Raw genomic sequence first — 19811 nt, 5'->3', positions numbered from 1 at the left:
GGGCTAAGTACGATGCGTGCATTCTTTTCCTTTGGGTTGGCCTTCGCCATTCTGCTGCTGGCCGGTGGCTGGCTGGCGACCGGTACTCTGGTGCAGGGCGGGCAAGGCCCGGGCAATGGCGTGCAGCCAATCGTTGCCGTCATCGAGGGCGAAGACCACGGTCCGATCCACACTGCCTTGGCCGAGGCTGGCGTCTTGGCCGAGCATCACGAGGCCGAGGTCGATCCCAAACTCACCATTGCACAACGTACCGAGGCGGTAACTGGCGCCAACGCGCCGGTTCAATCCGTACGTACGCAGACCTTCACGGCACAACCGATGACCATCCAAGTGCCGGTGCGCGGGCGCACGCAGGCCAAGTCCACGGTTGCTGCCGTCGCGGAAACAACCGGCACAGTGGATGTGGTGCATGTAACCAAGGGCGAGCGCGTCGAAGCTGGCGAGCTGCTGTGCACGCTCGATCAGGGCACGCGCGCCGCGGCCGTCGCTCAGGCCGAAGCCAGCTTGGCGCAAGCCGAGGCAGCACTGGCGCAAGCCGAACTCAATTATGCGACCAATGCCGACCTGCGTAAGCGCGGCCTTGCCGCCACAAACACGGCCAATGAAGCCGAAGTGGCCTTGGCCCAGGCTCGTGCGGGAGTGTCCCAGGCTCAGGCGGGCATTGACAATGCCCGCGAAGAACTGGCCCGGACCGAGATCAAGGCCAAGGTTGCCGGCTTGGTCCAGGACCCCGTCGCTGTTGCCGGTTCCATGCTGAGTGCCGGCACGCCTTGCGCAACCATCGTGCAGCTCAACCCTATCGTGTTCAGCGGCTCGGTGGCAGAAGGCGACATTGCCAGGGCCAAGACCGGTCTCGATGCAACGGTGACGACCGTCACCGGTGACACGGTGGAAGGCAAGGTCAGTTACATCTCTTCGGTGGCTGACGACGCCACCCGCTCGTTCCAAGCCGAGATCGAGATCCCCAACGAAGACTTCGCCATTCGCGACGGCATCACCGCACGCGCAATCGTCAACGTCGGAACGGTTCCGGGGCACCTGCTGCCACAATCTGTCCTGACGCTGGATGATGATGGCGTATTGGGCGTGCGCACAGTGGAGGACGGCAAGGTGGCCTTTTATCCCGTCACTGTGGTCAGCGACACCCGCGACGGTGCCTGGGTGAGCGGCCTGCCGGAAACGGCAGAGGTGATCACTGTAGGCCAGGAAAGCGTAACCACCGGCGACCAGGTGCAGGCGACTCCCGCCGACACTGCAAGCGCTGAAGCGACCGCCAGTTAAGGAGCGCATCCATGCTCGACTTCATCGAACGCATTCTGCGGATGCCCCGCGTCGTCCTCACGATCATGGTGCTCGTGCTCGGCGCGGGTTCGGTGGCCTATGTCTCCATGCCCAAGGAAAGCTTCCCGGCTATCGAGATTCCCTATCTGTATGTGTCGATCACGCAGACTGGTGTGTCGCCGGCTGACGCCGAAAATCTTCTGGCCAAGCCGGCAGAAGAAGAACTGGCGACCCTGACGGGACTGGAGAACATCACCACAACATCCACGACCGGGCACGCCTCGGTGCTGCTCGAGTTCGACATCAACACGGACAAGGACCAGGCCCTTGCCGATACGCGCGCCCGGATGGATGCCGTGCGGGCCAAGCTGCCAAGCGAAGCCGACGATCCGACCGTCACCGAGATCGATTTCATCGGCCCCATCATGTCGGTGGCTATCTATGGCAGCGCCCCCGACAAGGAGATGATCCGCCGCGCCGAGGAACTGCAAGACGCGCTCGAGGCCCTTGGCGACGTGCGCGAAGTGACCCTGTCAGGCGCTCGCGACGAGCAGCTCGAAATCCGCATCGACCAGACCCGGCTTGAAGCCTATGGCCTCACCGCTGGCCAATTGCTGGATTCGCTGGCGCGCAACAACATGGTGGTGCCTGGCGGTACCTATAATTCCGGCCAAGGCGCCTTCAACATCGAAGTGCCTGGGCTGATCACCACGGCACAGGACGTATATGACCTGCCGCTCAAGACCGACGGCAATACCGTGGTCACCTTCGGGGACGTGGCGACCATCACCCGGTCGTTGGCTGACGCCACCGAATATACCCAGGTGAACGGCTCTCCAGCCCTGATCCTGAGTGTCGCCAAAAAGACCGGCACTAACATCATCGACGTATCCAATCAGGTGCGCGAAACAACCAAGAATGTTGCGGCCAACTGGTCGGGCGGTGTTGGCTATAGCTTCTTCCTCGATCAGGCGGAAACCACCACCAACCTATTCCGCTCCCTGGAAGCGGCCGTGCTCACGGCCGTGGCGCTGGTGCTGATCACCTGTATCGCGACGCTGGGCCTGCGCCCTGCCCTCATGATCGGATTGTCTATTCCGCTCTCGTTCATGATGGCGTTCCTCGTGGCCGAAATGCTGGGCATGACCATCAACATGATGGTGATGTTCGGTCTCGTGATCGCGGTGGGCGTGCTGGTGGACGACCCCGTGGTGGTCGTTGAATATGCCGAGCGAAAACTGATGGAGGGCGTTCCGAAGAAGGAAGCCTTCATCATGGCGATGCGCAAGATGTTCGTGCCGGTGGTGGGCGCTACCGCCACGACCTTGGGCGCCTTTATCCCGCTCCTGTTCTGGCCGGGCATTATCGGCAAGTTCATGAGTTATCTGCCCACGATCGTGATCATCGTGATGGTCGCGTCCTTCATCTCGGCGCTGATCTTCATGCCGGTGATTGGCTCGGTGATCGCCTCGACCCATGTGGACGAGAAGGAAAAGGCCAAGGCCGACCTGGTGATGTATCCCGAGAAGTTCGACGCCAAGAAGGTAAGCGGCGTTACGGGCGTTTATGTGCGGCTGATGGAAAAGCTGATGCACTGGCCGATCCCGACCTTGGCTGTCGGGTTCGGCATCATCGTCGGCATCTTTATCTTGTACAGCAACAACCCCACGGGAACTGAGGCTTTCCCTGCCTCCGAGCCTGAGTATGCCACTGTGGCGGTGGTGGGCCAAGGCAACTACAGCCCCGAAGAAGTACGCGACATGCTGGTGGAGGTGCAGGACGAAATCCTGCATGTTCAAGGCATCCAGGATGTCATCATGCAGTTCGGCGATACCGGCGCCGCGGGCACGATGCCGCCCAACACCCTGGGCAACTTCCAGCTGCAGCTGACTGATTGGAGCGAGCGGGTCCCCGCCGAGCAGATCTTTGGCGACATTCGCCAGCGCGTGAGCTCCATTGCAGGGCTCGACGTGCAGGTGCTGCCGCTCGAGAACGGCCCGCCGGCGGGCAAGGACATCAATATGCGGGTGGAAAGCACCAACTATGATGACCTGCTACCCGTGGTCACTGCCATCAGCAACGAGCTGGCGAGCTGGCCCGAAACCGTTGACCTGGAGGACGGCCGGCCCTCGCGCGGCATCGACTGGCAGATCACGATCGACCGCGTGGAAGCGGGGCGTTACGGGATCGGCGTGCGCGAGCTGTCCCCCTATGTTCAGCTGATCACCTCCGGCGTAAAGCTCGGCACCTATCGTGACGCGGAAACCGGCGACGAGCTCGACATCCGCGTTCGCCTGCCCGAGGACGAGCGCACCTTCGATGCCTTGGAAAGCATGCGTATTGCTACAGCCCAAGGCCTGATCCCGGTGTCGAACTTCATCGACCGTCAGCCGGTGCCTAAGGTCGCCAATATCGAACGGCGCAACCAAGTCTACGTGATGAACGTGGCCGCAGGTCTTAACAACCTTCCCGAAGGCGTTTTTCCGGCTGACAAGGTGGCTGAGCTGCAAGCCTGGATCGGCGAGCAGAACTTCCCCGAAACGGTCAATGTGGCATTTGGCGGGGCTGAAGAGCAGATGGGCGACGCAAACGCCTTCATTGTGCAGGCGATGGGTATGGCCATGGCCATCATCTTCTTCGTGCTGCTGCTCGAGTATAACAGCTTCTATCAGGTGTTGGTGACCCTCTCGACAGTAGCGATGTCGGTCGCGGGTGTGCTTTTGGGCATGCTGGCGACGGGGATGACCTTCTCTGCGATCATGACCGGCCTGGGGATTGTGGCCCTGGCAGGCATTGTGGTGAAGAACGGCATCGTGTTGATCGACACCTATAATGACTACCACCGGCATCAAGGTGTCGAGGCGGTCAGGGCTATGTTGCTGACTGTCGGCCAGCGTGTTCGCCCGGTGCTGCTCACCGCGTTCCTCACAGCCTTGGGCGTGATCCCGATGTGGGCGAATGTGGAGTTCGACTTCATCCGCCGTGAGATCGTGATCGGGGGCCTAGCCGGCTCGTGGTTCATCCACCTTTCGGCGGCCCTGGTGTCGGGCCTGTTCTTCTCAACGCTGCTGACCCTGATCATGGTGCCGGTGATGATCACCGCCCCCAGCGTGATCAAGCAGCAGATGGGCTCTATCTTCTCCCGGTTCGGCCGCCGCAAGACCGCCCTGGCGGTGCCAGCAGGGTTCGACGGCATGGCCGTGGAAGTCCCAGAGGAAGCCGATGGCGCCCGCCGCTACATCGTCTCCAAGGACGCTGGCCTCAAGGAAGATGGCGCCAACGGCCCGCGCGTCGACCGACGGGACGCAGCCGAATAGCCTCGGCTCTGAGAAACACAAAAAGGCCCGCAGCGATGCGGGCCTTTTCTTTGTTAGGACGAAAAGCTTGGTCCCGAAGCTGGGACGACCCCTGCCCTATTCCGCCGCCGGCGCCACAGTCTTGACAAAACCATCGGGGTCGTTGGCGGTCTGCCGCAGCTTTTCTTCGGCCTCGGTGGCTTCGCGCTGGCGGTTCCACATCTGCGCGTAAAGGCCACCTTGCGCCAGCAGATCGCGATGATTGCCGCGCTCGGCGACGGTGCCACTGCGCAGCACGAGGATTTCGTCCGCATTGATAACGGTGGAAAGCCGGTGGGCGATCACGACCGTGGTGCGATTGGCCGAAACGATGTCCAGTGCCGACTGGATGTCACGCTCGGTCTTGGTGTCGAGGGCCGAGGTCGCTTCATCGAGGATCAGGATCGGTGGCGCCTTCAGGATGGTGCGGGCGATCGCCACGCGCTGCTTCTCGCCGCCCGACAGCTTGAGGCCACGCTCGCCAACGGGCGTGTCATAGCCTTTCGGGAGCGTTTCGATGAACGGACCGACCTGGGCCATTGCGGCCGCCTTGCGGACCTCTTCATGGCTGGCGCCGGGGCGGCCATACTCGATGTTGTAGCCAATGGTGTCGTTGAACAGCACGGTATCCTGCGGCACCATGCCAATAGCCGCTCGGAGACTATCCTGCGTGATGTCGCGTAGGTCCTGCCCATCGATGGTGATGGCGCCGCCCGTCACGTCATAGAAGCGATACAGCAGCCGTGAAATGGTCGACTTGCCGGCGCCGGTCGGCCCAACGATGGCGACGGTCTTGCCGGCCGGAACCTCAAAGCTCACATCCTTGAGGATCGGCCGGTCGGGATCATAATGAAAGCTGACGTGATCGAAGCGAATGACCGGGCCCGTCACCACCAGCGGCCTGGCATTGGGCTTGTCGACGATTTCGGCGGGCTGCTCGAGAAGTTTGAACATCTCCTCGATATCGGTCAGGCCCTGCCGCAACTCGCGATACACAAAGCCGATGAAATTGAGCGGCCGATAGATCTGCATCAGGAAAGTGTTGAGCAGGACAAAGTCACCCAGAGTCAGGGTGCCGTTCATCACCCCGTTCACCGCCATGACGCTGATGATGATGAAGCCGGCATAAAAGATGACCGCCTGGCCGAAGTTGAGCACGCCAAGCGAGGTCCAAATCCGGATCGCTGAGCGCTCGTAACCGGCCATGGCGCGGTCGTAGCGTTCGGCCTCCATCTTCTCATTGCCGAAATACTTCACTGTTTCGAAGTTCAGCATGCTGTCGATGGCCTTGGAATTGGCATCGGTGTCGCTGTTGTTCATGTCCCGGCGAATAGCGATACGCCAGTTGGACGCCTTGATGGTGAAGTAGAGATAGCCCCAGATAGTCACCACGAGGATGCCGAGATAGCTGACGCCGAACATGTAGACAAAGATCACCGCGGTGATCACGAACTCCACCAGGGTCGGCACGATATTGAGCATGGTGAAGCGCACGATGGCTTCGATGCCCTTGGTGCCGCGCTCGATCACCCGGCTCAGACCGCCCGTGCGGCGCGCCAGGTGGAAACGGAGCGAGAGTTGGTGCACGTGATTGAAGGTGCGGTAGGCCAGTTTACGCACGGCATTCTGGCCAACGCTGGCGAACAACACGTCGCGCAATTGCTGGAAGCCAGCATCGATGATGTTGCCGAGACCATAGGCGATCACCAGCACAATTGGGACAGCCAGGCCCATGACCAAGGTGTTGTTCGGCTGGGAGCCGTCGAGGCTGTCGACGATACCTTTATAGGCGAAGGGAATAAGCGTCGTTGCGACCTTGGACAGCAGCAAAGCCGCAATCGCCAGCACCACCCGCAGCCGCAAATCAGGCCGATCCGCTGGCCACATATAGGTCCACAGATTGCGCACTGTGGCGAACACAGAACCCTCGTCCGCGTTTACGGACGATTTTGCCTTCCGGCTTTGATCAACTGACATCAGACTGGTTCCGTTTCCCGGATAGCTGGGACCACGGGCGCAAGACCCTCCAGCATGCTTGCATAAGCGCTTCCAAGCGCCTGCAGGCGATCATGCTGCACCACATAGCAATTCCGGGTCCCACGTGGCTTGCGTTCGATCAGCCCGGCATCAAGCAATACCTTGATGTGCTGGGAGACGGTGGATTGTGCCAGCGGCAAGGATTCTGTGACATCGGCGCAGCAGCATTCCCGCTGCTGCTCCCGTGCCAGGATACGCAATATGCTGAGGCGGACCGGATGGCCGAGCGCCCGCATGATGGTCGCGAAATCGTCGTCTTGCATGAAGGCCACTTCTTTGATCGTCAACAAGCGATAGAAGATGGTGTGCTACGGCGCAAGCGCAATTGCCCGCGGCTTACCGAGCAGAAGCGGCCCTGACCGCTACTGCTCCCCGGCGGGCAGATCAAACACCTGGCCTGGATAGATCCGGTTGGGATCGCGAATCTGACCATTATTGGCCTGGTAGATCGTCGTGTACTTGATGCCGGCACCGTAGACGCGGCGCGCAATGGTCCAAAGGTTATCACCGCGCCGGATGATGGCCTTGCCAGAGGCAAAACGCTGCTCTTCGGCATTGCCGACCTGGACCCCAACCAAAGTTGGCACCTCGTCTGGTGCGGCCGGGCCCCGCGCCACCTTCGAAGGCCGGGGAGAGGCGGCGACGGCAGGTGCGGATGCGGGCGTCTCCACCGCTGGGGACGCAGCAGAAGGCTCCACAAGGTTAGGCGGCGACACCTGGTCAGCAATTGGCTTTGTCGCCAGAGTGGTATCGGGGCGTACCGCCGCCTCGGCGGGACCTGATTCCGCCGCGCTTGTTGCTGAGGCAACGGAGCCAGCCGCGGCCGGAGCCTCTGCCGCCTTCGGTTGAAGGTTTACAGCGGCAGCACTTGATGAAGCGGTTGTGGGGGACCGCTCACTGGCAGGAGGGCTGGCGACCTGCGGGGCCGAGGAGCCTGCTTCTGCTACCGGCCCAGGCTGCTGCTTATTGACCGGTGCCTGTTGTTCTGTTGCGCCCGCTGAAGGTGTTGGCGCTGCGGCCGGGCGTGCTGACGTCGGACGAGGCGCCTGGGCTACTGCCGTCGGAGCGTCCGCAGTGGGGACCTCGAGAACGAAATTCACTTCTGCTCGGGCCGAAACACTCGCATCTGCGGGGTCGATGAGATCAACGCGAATGCGCTGATTAGGCTTGGTTAGAACATTACCGCTCTCCACCAGCCAACGGCCGTCCGAAACTACGGCGTCGGCAATGAAGACGTCATCAACATAAAGCCGTACCGTGCCACCCTCCGGGCCAGCGCCGGCAAAAAATGCCCGCTCCCCTTCGACTTCAATGGCATCAATGCTTGGCTGCGTTGGTGCAGAAAGGGATGACGGTTCCTCGCCCGGCTGAACAGATGGAACGGAGGGCGTTGCCGCCACAACTGGCTCTGGCGCAGCGGCCCCAAGTGGTGCTGTCGACTGCGGGACGGCTGCGACTTGTAGGTTGGCTGGCGCCTGCCCTGCAGAGGGCACCGTCGGAACCGTTGCTCCCGGCGAACCGGGAACCGTGCTCCCACTCGGCAATGGCGGGGCTCCAGCAAGTCGGTCTGAGTTTTGCGCCGGAGCCATCACGGGCTCGGGCTGACCCGGCAGTTGGGCAGTGGGTTCTTGTTCTGGAGCGGCAGCGATCTCGACAGGCGGTGCCGTCGTGCTCGTACCAATGGGCAAGGTGCCGGGCGTGGCAGCGGCCGCGGCTTGAGCTTCCGGCTGAGCATCGGCCGGCGCAGCTGGAGCTTCTGCCCGAGATACGGCGGCAGATGGACTGGGTGATGTCGCCGCGGCAGGCGTTTCCGGAGTGGTGGCCGCCGGCTCTGTAACGGACTGGGCCGCAGCGGTTGTAATCTCGGCGCCCGTGTTGGGGCGTTCAAGGCCCTGCAATACTTCGCTAGCTTGACCTGGTGTACTAGCTACGACCAAGGGCTCAGCCGTGCGGGCCTCGTCGATGACAACCACAAAGGACTGGCCCGACTGCCCCTTCTCGCCAACTTCGGCGAGGGTGAGCTCAGTTCCGCCCGGAGGGAGCGGCGATTCAGGCACCAGCACCCAATCGCCGCTTGCCTCAACGTTAGTCCGGCCAATCGACGCGCCATCGGAAAACACTTCAACTTCGCTGCCAGGCTTGCCGCTGCCAGCGATCACCACCGAACCATCGGGCTCCGCGCGAAGCAAACCAAAGTTCGCGGCAACCACGCTGTCGGCCGGGGCCGGGGGCGTTTGGCTAGACGCATTAGGTTCTGCTAACGTCTCTGTTGCTGGAGTGGACTGAGCCGGAGCGAGCGCGACCGCCTCCGTGGCAGACGCGGGGGCGGAAACATCGGTGGCGGCCACGGCTGGGGCAGGCAGAATGCCGGCATCGCTCATCTTGCCGCGAAGACAATGGCCCATTCCATCGCTGCTGTTGAAACAAGCAACCAGCGAGGGCCCCGAAAGGACACCGACAACAACTACGAGCGTGAGCGCAGCGGCGCCAATGGTGAGCGCGAGTGGCTTGTTCGGAACGGGGTCGGCCAGTTTGTCCTCCAGGACGATTGGAGCTGCGCCGCTCTATGGGCAGCCCGGTTAGGCAGTCTTGACGGCCTTGGCTGCTGTGGCCTCAGTTTTCAAGAGCTTATAGGTAATAGATTCATACAACGCTTCAAAAGAAGCATCAATGATGTTGGGCGACACGCCAATAGTGTGCCACCGTTCGCCCGTGCCATCGCGGCTTTCCACCAGCACACGGGTGACCGCGCCCGTGCCCCCGTCCAGAATACGAACCTTGAAATCAACGAGCACCAAGTCCTCGATCCGGCTAGAGAATTTGCCAAGATCCTTTCGCAGGGCAAGGTCGAGCGCATTGACCGGCCCATTGCCCTCGGCGACCGACATCAACAATTCGCCATCGACCCGGATCTTGACCACCGCTTCGGTGACCGTGACCTCTTCGCCCTGAGCATTATGGCGCCGCTCGACACTGGCGCGATAGTTTTCGACAGCAAAGAAGTTGGGCAAGGTGCCCAATACTTCTCGCGCCAGCACGGCAAAGGATGCATCAGCGCCGTCATAGGAATAACCACGCGCCTCGCGTTCCTTGACGGTGGCCAATAGCCGCTCGAGGCGCGGGTCATCCTTGGCGATGGCGATGCCGTGTCGGGCAAGCGCCGTCAGCAGATTGGAGCGGCCCGCCTGCTGGCTCACCATGATCGAGCGCTCATTGCCCACGCTTTCGGGCGGAATGTGCTCGTAGCTGGAAAAATCCTTTGCCAGGGCCGAGGCATGAATGCCCGCCTTGGTTGCAAAGGCGGAGGCGCCGACATAGGGCGCTTGCCGGGCCGGTGCGCGGTTGAGCCGATCATCGAACGCTCGGGAAAGCTGAGTCAGGCGCTCAAGGCGGCCCGCATCGATGCCCGTTGCGAACCGATCCGCGTAATGGGACTTCAGTAAGAGCGTAGGGATGATGGTGACGAGATTGGCGTTGCCACAGCGCTCCCCAATGCCGTTAAGCGTGCCCTGGATTTGGCGAACGCCCGCTTCCACGGCGGCCAGTGTGTTCGCCACGGCCTGGCCGGTATCGTCATGGGCGTGGATGCCGAGCTTGTCGCCTGGGGCCACCCCAAGAACCGCCGTAACGATCTCGCGGATTTCGGCGGGCATGGTGCCGCCATTGGTGTCGCACAGCACCACCCACCGCGCGCCAGCCTCGAGCGCGGTGCGCACGCAAGACAGCGCATAGTCCGGGTTGGACTTAAAGCCATCAAAGAAGTGCTCGCAGTCAACCAGAGCTTCCTTGCCGGCCGCAACAGTTGCCACCACGGTTTCGCTCAGATTGGCGAGGTTTTCCTCTAGCGTGATTTCCAGCGCCGTTTCCACCTGCCGGTCCCAGGCCTTGGCGACAAAGCACGCAGCTTCGGCGCGCGACTGCAGCAAACCTTGTACCCCTGGATCGTTGGCAACGGAGCGCCCGGCCCGCTTGGTCATGCCAAAGGCGGTGAACCGGGCCTTGTTGGTGCGCTGTTCGCCAAAGAACTCTGTGTCCACCGGGTTCGCGCCGGGGTAGCCGCCCTCAATGTAATCGACGCCAAGCTCCTCGAGCAGAGCCGCAATGGAAATCTTGTCGTCCAGCGAGAACTCGATGCCGGCGGTCTGGGCGCCATCCCGCAGGGTGGTGTCGTAGAGATAAAGGCGGTCTTTGGACATGGAACTCTAGTGCTGTTCGGGCCAGGTGGCGGTGTCCTGGGCGGGCAATCAGGCAGGCCGCTCAGCGCAGGCACCCAGCTGATGCGGCTTTCAACGCCGTGCTGGTTGATTGGAGGGAAGGCTTCAGGATGGTCCAGCGAGCCGATCGACACAGCGATCCGATCGCCGTCGGTATAGCGGAAGGTCAGCGGCGTGCCGCAACGGGCGCAAAAGCCACGCTCGGCGTGATCGGACGACATGAAGGTGGCGAGTGCCCCCCGCGTCAGCTCCCAGGTCGAGCGGGCGCCGCCCACGAGTGGCGCATAGAAAGCGCCGAAGGCCTTCTGGCACATGCGGCAATGGCAGATATGGGCGTTGCTCGGGCGCTCGGTGAACCGATAACGCACCGCCCCACATTGGCAGCCGCCGCTCCAGCTTTCACTCATGTGAACTCTCCCGCGATGGCCAATCCGAAGTATCGTGGTCCGGATGCTGGTTGGAGTGGATGCCGGCAAGGAAGTCGCGCCACTCGTCGCTGTCTTCCGTCCGCACCGGCAAGCTTGTCAGATCATCAAAGAAGGGCAGCTTGTCGTGCAGGTTAACCTGCAACGCCGGGGTAGCAACCGTCGGGTCATCGAAAGCACCGATCGCCAATTCAAGGCCAAACCGGGTTTCATAAGCGAGCGGAGTGCCGCAATCGCCGCAAAAGGCGCGCCGCGCCGCGTTGGAGCTCTGGTACCATTTCGGCTCACCGCGGCTCCAGACCGCATCATGGGCGGTGACCAGGGGCCCGAAGAAGCCGCCAAACGCTTTCTGGCACATGCGGCAGTGACAAATGGACGGTCGCCCCAGCAGCTTGACGCGGAACCGCACCGCGCCACACTGGCAGCCGCCGGCATGCGCCTCGATATTGCCTTCCGAGCTGATCATCGCTTGAGCTCCCATTTGGTGCGACGCTCGCCGCTTTGTGGGTCCTTGTAGTCCATCAGCGCAATGCCCTGCTCCGCCAGTTCGCTGCGGATGCGGTCAGCCTCGGCAAAGTCCTTGCTGTTGAGGGCGGCAAGGCGGGCAGCAACGGCGGCCGCGACATGGGCCGGCTCCTCATCGCTGCTGTTGGCGAGCAGCCCGTCGAGGCTGAAGCCGAGGAAGCGCAGCGTTGCCGCCAGGCAATGCCGGGCGTCGCCCTCTCCCCGGTTCGCACGCTTGGCGATGAAGTCGAGCGCCACCGAGGCGCGATGGAAATTGAGGTCCTTGGCCAACTCCCCAACCACACTTGCGTCGGGCGCCGCCCCATCCTCAACTGCGACACCCCCGGTGGCGCGTTGCCAGTCGCGCAACTTGGTTTCTGCTTCTTCCAGGCGCCGAACACTGAAATCGATCGGCTCGCGATAATGGGTCATCAGCATGGCGAGGCGCAGCACCTCGCCGGGCCAGCGCCGGCCACCGAATGTCTCGGTGGCGAGCAGTTCGTTGATGGTGACGAAATTGCCCAGGCTCTTGGACATTTTCTGCCCTTCCACCTGCAGAAAGCCGTTATGCATCCAGACCCGCGCCATTTCGTGGGTGCCGTGCGCGCAGCGCGATTGAGCGATCTCGTTTTCATGGTGGGGAAAGATCAGGTCCAACCCGCCGCCATGAATATCGAAGACTTCGCCGAGATAAGCGGCGCTCATTGCCGAGCATTCGATATGCCAGCCCGGGCGCCCTCGCCCCCAAGGGCTCTCCCAGCCCGGCTCATCGGCGCTCGATTGTTTCCAAAGCACGAAATCGGCCGGGTTCTTCTTGTGCGTGTCGACCGCGACGCGCGCACCAGCAAGGTTGTCCTCCAGATTGCGCCCAGAGAGGCGGCCATAATCGGGCATGGAGGTGGTATCGAACAGCACCTCCCCGGCCGCCTCATAGGCATGGCCCTTGGCAATGAGGGTTTCGATAAGGCTGACCATGTCGGGCTTGCCATCGGGGCGCGGCAGCACAAAATCGGTCGCCCGGGGCTGGTAGGTGGGCTCCAGCGCGCCCAGTTCCGCGACATCGGCGGCAAATTGCGCCGAGGTTTTTTCCGTCACCTGCCGGATGGCCTCGTTGAGCGGCAGGTCGGGATAATCGCGTGCCGCCCTCGCATTGATCTTGTCGTCGACATCCGTGATGTTGCGGACATAGGTGACCTGCTCGGCGCCATAGACGTTGCGCAGCAGGCGGAACAGCAAATCAAAGACAATCACTGGCCGCGCATTGCCGATATGGGCGAAGTCATAGACGGTGGGGCCGCAGACATAGAGCCGCACATTGCTGCTATCGAGAGGCTCGAAGAGCTCCTCCCGGCGCGTCAGTGTGTTGTAGAGCGAAAGCGGCGGCAGTCCCGAGTTCATGTTGACGTCCTGGCCATGCGGATGGGCACTGGCTGCGGGCGCTTCGAGTATCGGGTTTTTTGGATAAAGAAGACCGCGCTGCCAAATCGTGGTTAGCAGGTAATAACGCAGCCGTTAATCGGATTAACGTTGATCTTCATGGCGCCACCTTCGACCCAAGCCGCCGCCAAATCAAGCCCTTCGTGAAAATTCGATCAAGCCGGCCGCTCGAGCAGGGTCACCTGCTGATTGATTTCGCCAAATGGTGCCCGGCCCGCCCCATCGATTGCCGCAATCCGCAGGCTGTCGCCCGGCTGCAGAAACGGCGTGCGCGCCCGCCCGAACTTAGTCTTTTCGACGGTGCGCAGTTCGGCAAGACAGGCAAAGCCGATGCCATCGCGCTTGGTAGGCAGGCTCTCGTCATGCCGGTTAGACACGGTGCCCGAGCCGACAATGGTGCCGCCGGCAAGGCTGCGCGTGCGAGCGGCCTCCATGATCAGGTCGGCGAAATCGAACTGCACGTCCCGTCCGGCATTGGGCTGTCCGATCAGATTGCCATTGACCTCCACCCGAAGCGGCAGGTGCAGACGGTTGTCCCGCCAGGCGTCGCCCAGGGCGTCGGGTGTCAAGGCGACGGGGCCGAAGCTGGTTGAGGGCTTCGCGTGGAAAAAGCCGAACCCGCCCTGCAGGTCCTCGGCCACCAGCCTGCGCAAGGATACGTCGTTGCAGATCGTGACCAGCCGAATGGCAGCGGCCGCTTGCTCGCGGGATGGCTGCATCGGCACGGGGCCGATGATCACGGCGATCTCCGCCTCAAAGTCGAGCGCCAGATCGTTTTCCGGCACGACGATCGCCGCGGTCGGCGCCAGCAGCGTATCCGAACCCCCCTGATACAGCAGGGGTCGGGTGGATTGCAGTTCGGCGTCCTTGCTGCCTCGCAGTGTGCGGACGCGTTCGAGATGGCTCATATAGCCCGAGCCATCGATCCACTGATAGGCGCGTGGGAGCGGCGCGAGCGCTTGGCTGGCCTCGAACACCTGACCGGCAATCGCACCCGCGTTCAACTCGGACGCGAGTGCCGCCAGCTGAGGAGCCGCGTTGTCCCAGTCATCGAGCGCTGCCTGCAGATGGGGCGCAATGCGGCCTGCGGCAACACAGCGCTGTCCATCTGCGGAAACCACCACCAGCTGGCCATCGGGGCGACCATTTCTAAGGGTAGCAAGCTTCATCGTGGCGCAATCTCCCGCTCGAGTGTTGCGCCAGCGCTATCACGCCATCTGGCCGGGGACTATAGTGTTGCCACCAGATCGGCGCTGGCCTATGCGGCTTTTGCAACGCCGCCGCTTCCAGCCGCAAGCAAGGACCACGCATTGACTTTGAGCAGAACAACCCTGCGCCCGTTTCTCCTTTTGCTCGTGGCAGCTGTCTGCCTGCTGCTCGATGTTGGCACGGCGCATGCGCAGGCCGCCGCTTGCGCCCGGCTGGAAGATTCGCTGCGGCAATTCGATCGGAACGCGGACTTTCAGCAACGGCAGGGCAATTCGCGCTCGGCCCGTCGCCTCGCTGATCAGGTGCAGAGCGCGGAAAGCCGTTACATCCGCGAAGGCTGCAATGATGACGCGCGGGCTGGCCGCACTCTGTCACCGCGCTGCCAGAGCATTGGACGCGATGTGCTGGACTTACGCGAACAATATGCCCAGGTCTCGCAGTCGGTGAATAGCGCCGGTGCCGTGGCCCAGCAGCGCGAAGCCATCCTGCAGGAACTGGCCCGCTTTGGTTGCGGCGCCGGGCGCGGCTCGAGCGCCGACTTCTCGCGCGAGCGGCAGTCGATCTTTGATCGCGTGTTCGGCACTACCACCCAGGGCGATTTCACCGATGGCGACCTGGTCGACGATGGCGCTTATTGGGGCAGCCAGGGCTCCAACACTGTGCGAACCCTCTGCGTGCGGTTGAGCGATGGTTACTTCTGGCCCATCAGCTACGCCACTTTGACCGATTATGTCGGCAATGACGCCCAGCAATGCCAGGCGATGTGTCCCAACACACCGGTGGAACTCTATTTCTACGACAATCCGGGTCAGGAAGTTGAGCAGATGCGCAACGTCAGTGGCCAGCCTTATTCCGCCTTGCCCAACGCGTTTAAATATCGCGAGGCGGTGGATATGCAAAGCAGCTGCCGTGCTACCCCGGCTGGCGGGGGCACGATCCGGAACGCCGTATCAGCTGACGGCCAGAACCGGACCATCGCTGAAGTATCAGGCGTGAGCTTCCCCCTGCCCCCGCGCGATCCGCGCCGGCAGATGCCAGCAGTCGTCGCGCCGGTCGAGGCGCCATTGCAAACGGCCACGCTGATCGATGTTCCTCTGCCGCGGCCGCGTCCTGCCGGCCCCGGCGAGACCCCGGTCACCCGGCCTGCGCCGCAAACCGCCGAAGACAAAAGCCTGCGGCTGGTTCAGTTCGGCGACAAGGTGGTCAGGGTAGTCGGTCCAGACACGCCTTACGCCCAAGCAGCGGCAGCAGGCTCTTAAGCTCGGGCCCATCGTGGCGACCGGTCAGTGCAAGGCGGAGGGGCAGGAACAAGCCCTTGCCCTTGCGGCCGGTCTGGGCCTTTACGGCCCCCGTCCACTCGCCCCAGGTCTCGATTGACCAGGGCTCAGCTGGCAGCAACTCGCGCGCGGCCACGAGGAAGTCGCGGTCTTCCTCGGCGATCACCGGCTCCACCGGGCCGCGGATTAGCTTGGCCCATTCCACCACGTCGCTGAACTTGACCAGGTTCTCGCGCAGCACCAGCCAGAGCGGCTCGTCATCAAGACCCAACTGCGCCAGGCGCGGCTGCGCTTCGGAATAAGGCATGGCGTGGAGGATACGCGAATTGAGCGTGTCGAGTTCGGCCGGATCGAACCGGGCTGGTCCATGCGAGATTGCCGCAAAGTCGAGCAATTCCGCCACGACGTCGAGTGACTCATAGGGCTCGACGGGAATGCTCGTGCCGGTCAGCGTCGCCATGATGGCCACCGCCAGTGGCTCATAGCCTTCCTGCCGGAAGTCCGCGATCGACTGGGAGCCGAGGCGCTTGGAAAAGCCCTGCCCTTCGGGGTCGGTCAGCAGATTGTGGTGCCCGAACTGCGGCACGGCGCCGCCCAGGGCTTCGAAGATCTCGATCTGCGTGCCCGTATTGGAAACATGATCCTCGCCGCGAATCACATGGGTGATGCCCAGGTCGATGTCATCCACCACTGAGGGCAGCGTATAAAGGTAGGAGCCATCCTCGCGCACCAGCACCGGATCGGACATGGAGGCGGTGTTGACGGTCTGCGGCCCCCTGATCAGGTCATCGAACTGAACCGGCTTGCCGTCGAGCTTGAAGCGCCAATGCGGGCGGCGTCCTTCGGCCTCGAGCCGCGCGCGATCTTCCGCCGTGAGTTTTAGTGCCGCCCGATCATAGATGGGGGGCTTGCCCATGGCCCGCGCTCGCTTGCGCCGCCGATCCAGCTCGTCTTCGGTTTCGTAGCAGGGATACAACCTACCCGCGGCGATCAACTGCTCGCGCGCCGCCTCATAGAGTGCCGTCCGCTCCGATTGGCGCACCAGCAGATCGGGCTTCACGCCGAACCACGCCAGATCCACCTCGATGCCGTCCGCGAACTCACGGGTGGAGCGCGCCGCATCGGTGTCGTCCATGCGCAGCACATAGCGGCCGCCATGGCGGCGCGCGAAGAACCAGTTCAGCAGCGCGGGCCGCGCATTGCCCAGGTGAATGCGCCCCGTGGGTGACGGGGCCCAGCGTACAACAGGTGCGCTCATGCGCCGGTCCGATCGCGATAGCCATTGGTGATGGGATAGCGGCGCCCCATGCCAAAGGCACGCCAGGTCAGTTTGGGTCCAGGCGGCGATTGCCGACGCTTGTATTCGGCAATGGTGATGAGCCGGTCAATGCGCTGCACCAGCGCCAGATCATGCCCCTTCGCTGCGACCTCGGCGATCGACAACTCGTCCTCCACCAGACCCTCGATGATGGCATCGAGCACCGGATAGGGCGGCAGGCTGTCCTGGTCCGTCTGGTCGGGACGCAGTTCGGCGCTGGGAGCCTTGTCGATGATGTTCTGGGGGATAACCGGGCCCGCCGGTCCCAGGCAATCACCCGGCAGGTGCTTGTTGCGCCAATCCGCAAGCTTATAGACCTGCATCTTGAGCATATCCTTGAGCGGGTTGAAGCCCCCGTTCATGTCGCCATAGATGGTGGCGTAGCCCACGGCCATTTCCGACTTGTTGCCCGTGCTCAGGAGCATCGAGCCCAGCTTGTTGGACACGGCCATCAGGATCACGCCGCGCATGCGCGACTGGATATTTTCTTCGGCAAGATCAGCGGGGCGGCCGGCGAAAATCGGGTCGAGTTCCTTGAGCGCCTGATCCACCGGCCCACCGATAGCAACGACGTCATAGCGCACGCCCAGCAGTTCGGCGCATTGCTTGGCGTCCACAAGGCTTGCCTCGGAAGTGTAGTGATAGGGCAGCATGATGCAGTGGACATTCTCGACGCCAAGCGCATCCACCGCCATCGCCGCCACCACCGCGCTGTCGATGCCGCCGGACAGCCCCAGCACCACCTGCTTGAAGCCGTTCTTGCGGACATAGTCGCGCAGTGCCAGCACGCAGGCACGCCACGGCGCTTCCTCGGCGGAAAGCTGCGGCTTGATCTGACCCTCCACGCAGGTCCAGCGCCCGTCCCGGCGCTCCCAATCGGACAGGATAAAATCGGGTGCGAAGGTCTCGCCGCGGAACACCAGCTTGTCCCCGGGCTCCATGCCAAAGGAGGCGCCATCATAGACCAGTTCGTCCTGCCCGCCGATCTGGTTGAGATAAAGCATGGGCACATCGTCTTCGGAGGTGCGGGCGCGCACCAGCCGGTCCCTGACTTCGTGCTTTTGCATCCAATAGGGGGAGCCATTGGGGCAAAGCAGCATTTCGGCCCCAGCCTGGATCAGATGCTGGCACACCCAGGGGTGCCAGATGTCTTCGCAGATTGGCAACCCCATCGGCACGCCCTTGATCGTCACTGGCAGCGGGAGCGGTCCGGATGTGAAATAGCGCTCCTCGTAAAAAACGTCGTTGCGCGGCAGTTCGCGCTTGAAGCGGATGGCAGTGATCTCGCCCTTTTCGGCGACGATAAGCGCGTTGTGGAAGCCGGTTTCCGCCTGCCAAATGGTGGGAATGATCAGCGCCACATCGGTGCCGGCCGTGTCGGCTGCCAGATCCTGCGCCGCCTTGATAGCATCGGCCACGAATTGCGGCTTGAACAGAAGATCGTCCGCAATATAGCCGGTCAGGAAGAGTTCGGAGAGCAGCAGGATATCGGCTTTTGCGGCCACCGCCTGCGCCAGCGCGCCACGCGCCAGCACCAGGTTTCCATCCAGATCGCCCACTTTGGGATTGAGCTGAGCAAGCGCGATACGCAGGTGGTCGGTCACGATATAGGCCTATAGCTGACGCGGATACGCTCCCTCCAGGGCGAACGAAGCGCGCGCAAGCCTTACCCACTCGCCCCCGGCAGAACAAGCTGGTAACGGCTGATCACGGCCGATGGTTCAGAAGCGGCCGGCCAGCTCAAACAGGGCGCCGTAGCGGAAGAATGAAAAGGGATTGTTGGTCGAGATATAGGACTGCCGCGAAAGATTGGGCGCCGTGTATGCCGGGTCCGCTGGCGTGCCATCGGGTTCGAAGGACGGCTGCGGCGGCGTCACCGTTGCAGTGTCGAAGGTCGCGTCGTACTCACCTTGGAGATAGGAAGCCCGGCCGCCGATCCGAACCGTCAGGTTCTCGGTTGGGTGAAAGCCAACCATTAACTTGCCCGCAGCGCCATAGGCGTAGCCACCGACGCTGGCCGCAGAGGCGAGGAAAGCGTTGCCGCCGAAATCTTCGGGCACCAGGTCCGGAGTCCCGAGAGTACCGTCCACCCATGCATAGGGCAATGCTGCAGCTTCTGCAGTGATGTCGAAAGCATCCGCCACTTCGAAGCGACTAACCAGGCCGATCTTGGCCGCGTGGATGTCGAAGTTGTTGGGCTCGCTGTCGAACCCTATGGACCAATCTCCAGTGGAACTGGACCAGGCGATGTCGCTGGCTGAACGAGCCGTAGTGAACGAAGCGCGGCCGGTCTCGGGCGATTCGTTGAAGTATTGGTAGCCGATCACAGCCCCGACGCCAAAGCTCTCATTGCCGAACGGCATCATGCCGAAGTCAGCACCGACATAGCCCAACCGCGCGCCAGGGAGATCGAAGGTCCCCCCGATGCCATCCGTGGAGTAGTCCCCGCTCGTAGCAAAGGCGTAACCGACATTGGCCTCCAAGAAGGAGCGCGTGCTGTCGTCATCGATGCGGACAAAGGCCTCCCCCGAATGGGAGGTGCTGTTGATGTCCTGCTCGTAGCCCTGAAGGGACAAGGATTGCTCGCCGAGCGAATACCAGTAGCGCACGCCCGCTTCGAAACGCAGCGGATTGTCTTCGCCGATCTGCCAGTTGGTGGGATAGGCGGTCCGCATTCCCCCATAGCCGTAGTCAGCCGCAGTTGCCGGCAAGGCAACGCTTCCGGCAAGCAGGGAGGCAATGGTGAGGGTGCGCTTCATCGGAACCTCTGAGAC

At 62.6% G+C, this 19811-nt stretch carries 13 protein-coding genes and 1 pseudogene; 3 read left to right on the top strand and 11 right to left on the bottom strand.

What is annotated here, in order from left to right:
- Positions 1 to 12: 12 nt before the first annotated feature.
- Together ELX51_RS04630 and ELX51_RS04625 are read left to right on the top strand one after the other, a co-directional pair.
- The gene (locus ELX51_RS04630; protein WP_127752420.1) at positions 13 to 1281 is read left to right on the top strand and encodes an efflux RND transporter periplasmic adaptor subunit; all 1269 of its coding nucleotides are present in this window, start codon (positions 13 to 15) and stop codon (positions 1279 to 1281) included.
- A gap of 11 nt (positions 1282 to 1292) precedes the next feature.
- Positions 1293 to 4598 carry an efflux RND transporter permease subunit gene (locus ELX51_RS04625; RefSeq protein WP_127752419.1) on the top strand — a complete coding sequence of 1102 codons (3306 nt, stop codon included), beginning with the start codon at positions 1293 to 1295 and terminating at the stop codon, positions 4596 to 4598.
- Between the two features lie 96 nt (positions 4599 to 4694).
- Here ELX51_RS04625 and ELX51_RS04620 read toward each other — a convergent pair whose 3' ends face one another.
- The 8 genes and pseudogenes from ELX51_RS04620 to ELX51_RS04585 form a co-directional block, all read right to left on the bottom strand.
- On the bottom strand, positions 4695 to 6593 hold the full coding sequence (locus tag ELX51_RS04620; protein WP_127752418.1) for an ABC transporter ATP-binding protein/permease: 1899 nt from the start codon (positions 6591 to 6593) through the stop codon (positions 4695 to 4697).
- Positions 6593 to 6916, bottom strand: a complete 324-nt coding sequence (locus ELX51_RS04615; RefSeq protein ID WP_127752417.1) for a metalloregulator ArsR/SmtB family transcription factor — start codon at positions 6914 to 6916, stop codon at positions 6593 to 6595. The genes ELX51_RS04620 and ELX51_RS04615 overlap by 1 nt, the downstream gene beginning before the upstream one ends.
- A gap of 99 nt (positions 6917 to 7015) precedes the next feature.
- Entirely contained in the window at positions 7016 to 7240 is a 225-nt protein-coding gene (locus tag ELX51_RS19950; protein ID WP_206524697.1) for a LysM peptidoglycan-binding domain-containing protein, read from the bottom strand.
- Positions 7241 to 9232: 1992 nt separating this feature from the next.
- On the bottom strand, positions 9233 to 10849 hold the full coding sequence (cimA, locus tag ELX51_RS04605) for a citramalate synthase (protein ID WP_127752415.1): 1617 nt from the start codon (positions 10847 to 10849) through the stop codon (positions 9233 to 9235).
- Between the two features lie 164 nt (positions 10850 to 11013).
- Positions 11014 to 11181 (bottom strand): annotated as a pseudogene (locus tag ELX51_RS20255) (GFA family protein); the annotation flags it as partial.
- An 85-nt stretch (positions 11182 to 11266) separates the two neighbouring features.
- The gene (locus ELX51_RS04595; RefSeq protein ID WP_127752414.1) at positions 11267 to 11758 is read right to left on the bottom strand and encodes a GFA family protein; all 492 of its coding nucleotides are present in this window, start codon (positions 11756 to 11758) and stop codon (positions 11267 to 11269) included.
- Positions 11755 to 13194 (bottom strand): cysteine--tRNA ligase, encoded by a 1440-nt coding sequence (gene cysS, locus ELX51_RS04590; RefSeq protein WP_127752413.1) that lies wholly within the window; start codon positions 13192 to 13194, stop codon positions 11755 to 11757. Before cysS ends, ELX51_RS04595 begins: the two co-directional genes overlap by 4 nt.
- A gap of 194 nt (positions 13195 to 13388) precedes the next feature.
- On the bottom strand, positions 13389 to 14402 hold the full coding sequence (locus ELX51_RS04585) for a fumarylacetoacetate hydrolase family protein (protein ID WP_127752412.1): 1014 nt from the start codon (positions 14400 to 14402) through the stop codon (positions 13389 to 13391).
- Between the two features lie 147 nt (positions 14403 to 14549).
- Between ELX51_RS04585 and ELX51_RS04580 the strand changes: the two genes are divergently transcribed.
- Entirely contained in the window at positions 14550 to 15701 is a 1152-nt protein-coding gene (locus tag ELX51_RS04580) for a DUF2865 domain-containing protein (protein WP_164854755.1), read from the top strand.
- Here the strand turns inward: ELX51_RS04580 and gltX are convergent.
- The 3 genes from gltX to ELX51_RS04565 form a co-directional block, all read right to left on the bottom strand.
- Positions 15646 to 16977, bottom strand: a complete 1332-nt coding sequence (gltX, locus tag ELX51_RS04575) for a glutamate--tRNA ligase (RefSeq protein WP_127752410.1) — start codon at positions 16975 to 16977, stop codon at positions 15646 to 15648. The two genes, ELX51_RS04580 and gltX, sit on opposite strands and share 56 nt — an antisense overlap.
- The gene (locus ELX51_RS04570; RefSeq protein ID WP_127752409.1) at positions 16974 to 18641 is read right to left on the bottom strand and encodes an NAD+ synthase; all 1668 of its coding nucleotides are present in this window, start codon (positions 18639 to 18641) and stop codon (positions 16974 to 16976) included. The genes gltX and ELX51_RS04570 overlap by 4 nt, the downstream gene beginning before the upstream one ends.
- 117 nt (positions 18642 to 18758) lie before the next feature.
- Positions 18759 to 19796, bottom strand: a complete 1038-nt coding sequence (locus ELX51_RS04565; protein WP_127752408.1) for a hypothetical protein — start codon at positions 19794 to 19796, stop codon at positions 18759 to 18761.
- Positions 19797 to 19811: the final 15 nt, after the last annotated feature.

Origin of the sequence: Devosia sp. 1566 (genome assembly GCF_004005995.1) — a bacterium.
GTDB lineage: Bacteria > Pseudomonadota > Alphaproteobacteria > Rhizobiales > Devosiaceae > Devosia.
Note: the sequence above shows the minus strand (reverse complement) of the source record. Positions and strands in the feature narration are given on the sequence as shown.

Excerpts from the sequence above, each read along its gene's own strand:
- cysS (WP_127752413.1), bottom strand. The coding sequence starts at position 13,194 with ATGAACTCGGGACTGCCGCCGCTTTCGCTCTACAACACACTGACGCGC.
- ELX51_RS04630 (WP_127752420.1), top strand. The coding sequence starts at position 13 with ATGCGTGCATTCTTTTCCTTTGGGTTGGCCTTCGCCATTCTGCTGCTG.
- ELX51_RS04620 (WP_127752418.1), bottom strand. The coding sequence starts at position 6,593 with ATGTCAGTTGATCAAAGCCGGAAGGCAAAATCGTCCGTAAACGCGGAC.
- ELX51_RS04585 (WP_127752412.1), bottom strand. The coding sequence starts at position 14,402 with ATGAAGCTTGCTACCCTTAGAAATGGTCGCCCCGATGGCCAGCTGGTG.
- ELX51_RS04595 (WP_127752414.1), bottom strand. The coding sequence starts at position 11,758 with ATGATCAGCTCGGAAGGCAATATCGAGGCGCATGCCGGCGGCTGCCAG.
- ELX51_RS04615 (WP_127752417.1), bottom strand. The coding sequence starts at position 6,916 with ATGCAAGACGACGATTTCGCGACCATCATGCGGGCGCTCGGCCATCCG.
- gltX (WP_127752410.1), bottom strand. The coding sequence starts at position 16,977 with ATGAGCGCACCTGTTGTACGCTGGGCCCCGTCACCCACGGGGCGCATT.
- ELX51_RS04565 (WP_127752408.1), bottom strand. The coding sequence starts at position 19,796 with ATGAAGCGCACCCTCACCATTGCCTCCCTGCTTGCCGGAAGCGTTGCC.
- cimA (WP_127752415.1), bottom strand. The coding sequence starts at position 10,849 with ATGTCCAAAGACCGCCTTTATCTCTACGACACCACCCTGCGGGATGGC.
- ELX51_RS04625 (WP_127752419.1), top strand. The coding sequence starts at position 1,293 with ATGCTCGACTTCATCGAACGCATTCTGCGGATGCCCCGCGTCGTCCTC.